Below are 3479 nucleotides of genomic sequence, written 5' to 3'. Positions count from 1 at the left end.
GCAGCACCGCGTCACTGCGCTGCGCCGCCCATGAATACCGGATGCTGGCCGCCGGCCATTGCCATGTGGCGCTGTACAACCAGCTGACGGCCTGGGACCATGCGGCGGGCTGGCTGCTGCACCGGGAGGCCGGTGGGTACGCCGCGCGCTTTGACGGCTCGCCCTACAAGCCCACTCATCGCACGGGCGGGCTGCTGTATGCGCCGGATGCCGGCAGCTGGCACGCCGCCCGCAAGGCGTTGCTGGGCGACGGACTTGAACCGCTAGAGACGTAAAAAATGGGGGTTATCCCTAGGAATTATCCACAGTTCCTGTGGACAACCCTATGGAAAGGTCTGTAACAGAGCGAAAAATCCCTTACGGGGCAAGCACTTGCTTAGACCGGTCAAAAACCGGCCGGCAAAAAGCGTGCCTATAAGGCATCCAACGCCACCGCACAAGGTTGTTCCACCTTCAGGGTCAGCAGCGGATCTGCCCGCGTGCGGCCCAGGTTGATGGCGGCGATCGGCATGCCATTGCGGGACGCCGCGGTCACGAAACGGTAGCCTGAATACACCATCAGCGACGAGCCGACGACCAGCACTGCGTCGGCGCTCATCAGGCCGGCATTGGCCCGGTCCACGCGATCGCGGGGCACGGTTTCACCGAAGAAGACCACGTCCGGCTTGACGATGCCGCCGCAGCGCGGACAAGGCGGCACGGTGAACCGCGAGAAATCCTCGCCCTCGAGATCGGCGTCGCCGTCGGGCGCATCCGTGGCGTCCAGCGACGTCCATTCCGGGTTGCCCTCTAGAAGTGCCTCTTGCCACGGCTGGCGGCCGCCGCGCCAGTCGCAATTCATGCAACGCACCTCGTCCAGCCGGCCGTGCAGGTCCACGACTTCGCGGCTGCCCGCCGCTTCGTGCAGTCCATCGACGTTTTGCGTGACCAGCACCGTGACGTGGCCGCGCGACTCCAGCCGCGCCAGCGCGCGGTGCGAATCATTGGGCTTGACGCTGCCGAAGCGGCGCCAGCCGACCATGCTGCGGGCCCAATAGCGGGCACGCGCCAAGTCGTCGCCCATGAAGGTCTGCAGCGTCATGGGCGGCTTGCGCTTCCATTCGCCTTCGGTATCGCGGTAGTCGGGAATGCCGGAGTCGGTGCTGACGCCCGCCCCCGTCAGTACGAACAGCCGCGGGTGGCGGTCGACGAAGCCGCGCAGCGCGGCCAGATCCGAGACTCGTGTATCCATCCTGACTCCTCTGTCCTGGCCGCCCGCGCACGCGGCGCTGCGCGCATCGATAAAGGCGGTTCAGCCGCCCAGGCCGCAATCCGGCATGTCGCTGACCAGGCTGGCCTGCGTGACGTTGCTGCCCGGGGCCACACTGCGCGTCAGCCAGACGTTGCCGCCAATGGTCGAGCCCTTGCCGATCGTGACGCGGCCCAGAATCGTGGCGCCAGCGTAGATCACGACGTCGTCTTCGATCAACGGGTGACGCGGCAGGCCTTTCTTCAGCTCGCCGTTTTCACCGGGCGGGAAGCGCTTGGCGCCGAGCGTCACCATCTGGTAGAGCCGCACGCGGTCGCCGATGATGGCGGTCTCGCCGATAACCACCCCCGTACCGTGGTCGATGAAGAAACTGCGGCCGATGGTGGCGCCGGGGTGGATGTCGATGCCGGTGTCAGCATGGGCGATCTCGGCCACGATGCGGGCCAGCATCGGCACGTTCAGGCGGTACAGGACGTTAGCCAGGCGGTGATGGATCATCGCCGCCACGCCGGGATAGCACAGCAGCACCTCGTCGACGCTGTGCGCCGCCGGGTCGCCCTGGTAGGCCGCGGTCACGTCCAGGTCGAGCGCGGCGCGCACCCGCGGCAGCTCGGCACCGAACTGGCGCACGATCTCGATGGCGCGCCGCTGGGTTTCAGCGGGGTCCACGTGTTCATGGCGGCCCACGTATTGCAGTTCAAGACAGACCTGGTGCAGCAGCGCGTCCAGTGCCGCGCCGATGGTGTGCCCGACGTAGAAGTCTTCGACTTCCTCGCGCAGGTCGATCGGACCCAGGCGCATCGGGAACAAGGCGCCACAGAGATCCTTGACGATCTGGCGCAGGCTTTCCTGCGACGGAAACTCGCGCAAGCCCGAGTCTTCGCGCAAGCGGCCGCGCGGGCCGCGCCAGGCGACGCGCGCGTCGCGCAGGCCGGACACGATGCTGTCCAGGTTCCAGTGGGCTGGCGGCAGGTAGGAGGGGCCGCTCATTGCCACTGCTCCGGCAAGGCGCCGTGCTGCCCGGCATACGGATGGAATTCAAACATGGAAGTGCCTCACTGACGGTGCATGGCCCCCGGCGCCAGGCCGCCGGGCCATGTTGCTACGCAATAATCCCGTCAACTGTAACCGCTAGCGCCCTTTTTCCGTAACCCCTCCGACACGCCATTGGGGTTATGCGGCGGCCTGGGTAGCGGCGGCCTCCCCGTGCCCCGGCGGCAACTCGCCGGGCGCGTCGTAGCCTTGCGGATTGCCTTGCTGCCAGCGCCAGCCGTCGGCGCACATGGCGGCCACGTCGTGCGTGCTGCGCCAGCCCAGCAAAGCGGCCGCCAGGGCGGGGTCCGCCCACATTCGCTCGATGTCCCCAGGACGCCGCCCCTGCGTGCGCACCGGAATGCGGCAGCCATTGACCCGTTCAAAGGCATGCACCAGCTCCAGCACGCTGGTGCCCTGCCCAGTGCCCAGGTTCACCGCCACGAAACCCGGGTGATCCTCGGAATACGACAAGGCTTGGACATGGCCTTGCGCCAAGTCCATGACGTGCAGATAGTCGCGCACGCCCGTGCCGTCGGCCGTGTCGTAATCGTCTCCGAACACGCGCAGGAACGGCTGCCGGCCCACCGCCACCTGCGTGATGAAGGGAAACAGGTTGTTGGGCAGGTCGCGGGGGCTTTCACCGATCAGCCCGCTGGGGTGCGCGCCGATGGGATTGAAATAGCGCAGCGTGACCGCACTGAAAGCAGGAGACGCCGTGCAGACATCGCGCAGCATTTCCTCCACCATCAGCTTGGTGCGGCCGTAGGGGTTGGTCGGTGCCAGCGGGTGCGCTTCGGTGAACGGCAGGTATTGCGGTTCGCCATAGACCGTGGCCGACGAACTGAACACCAGCCGCGCCACGCCCATCTCGCGCATCGCATGCAGCAAGGCCAGCGACCCCGCCACGTTGTTGTCGTAGTACTTGAGCGGATCGGCCACCGATTCCCCAACGGCCTTGCAGCCGGCCAGGTGCAGCACCGCCTGCACGGGCTCGCCCCGGCCCGCGGCGTCGGCCAGCACCGATTCCACAAGACCGGGGGTACGGATGTCGCCCTCGATCAGCGGAATCGGCACGCCGCACAGGCGCTCGACGCGGCGCACGGCCTCGCGGCTGCCGTTGCTGAAGTTATCCAGCACCAGCGGCCGCTGGCCCGCCGCCAGCATCGCGACCAGCGTGTGCGTGCCGATGTAGCCC

General features: G+C 67.3%; 4 protein-coding genes. 1 reads left to right on the top strand and 3 read right to left on the bottom strand.

What is annotated here, in order from left to right:
* A partial coding sequence (locus tag ACO6D5_RS29790) for an inositol monophosphatase family protein (protein ID WP_485827399.1) occupies window positions 1–275 on the top strand: 275 nt, incomplete at its 5' end.
* Between the two features lie 137 nt (window positions 276–412).
* Here ACO6D5_RS29790 and ACO6D5_RS29785 read toward each other — a convergent pair.
* From ACO6D5_RS29785 to galE, 3 genes are all read right to left on the bottom strand, one after another.
* Window positions 413–1231: an NAD-dependent protein deacetylase gene (locus ACO6D5_RS29785; RefSeq protein ID WP_485827398.1), complete on the bottom strand. Its 819-nt coding sequence runs from the start codon at window positions 1229–1231 to the stop codon at window positions 413–415.
* A gap of 60 nt (window positions 1232–1291) precedes the next feature.
* A complete protein-coding gene (epsC, locus tag ACO6D5_RS29780; RefSeq protein WP_006225576.1) occupies window positions 1292–2239 on the bottom strand; it encodes a serine O-acetyltransferase EpsC in 948 nt (315 codons plus the stop codon).
* A gap of 183 nt (window positions 2240–2422) precedes the next feature.
* Window positions 2423–3479 (bottom strand): UDP-glucose 4-epimerase GalE (gene galE / locus ACO6D5_RS29775; RefSeq protein ID WP_485827397.1); only part of this gene is annotated, 1057 nt, incomplete at its 5' end.

It is taken from the genome of Achromobacter sp. (assembly GCF_057314935.1).
Note: the sequence above shows the minus strand (reverse complement) of the source record. Positions and strands in the feature narration are given on the sequence as shown.

Coding starts and splice junctions, on each gene's coding strand:
- ACO6D5_RS29785 (WP_485827398.1), bottom strand. CDS start 1,231: ATGGATACACGAGTCTCGGATCTGGCCGCGCTGCGCGGCTTCGTCGAC.
- epsC (WP_006225576.1), bottom strand. CDS start 2,239: ATGAGCGGCCCCTCCTACCTGCCGCCAGCCCACTGGAACCTGGACAGC.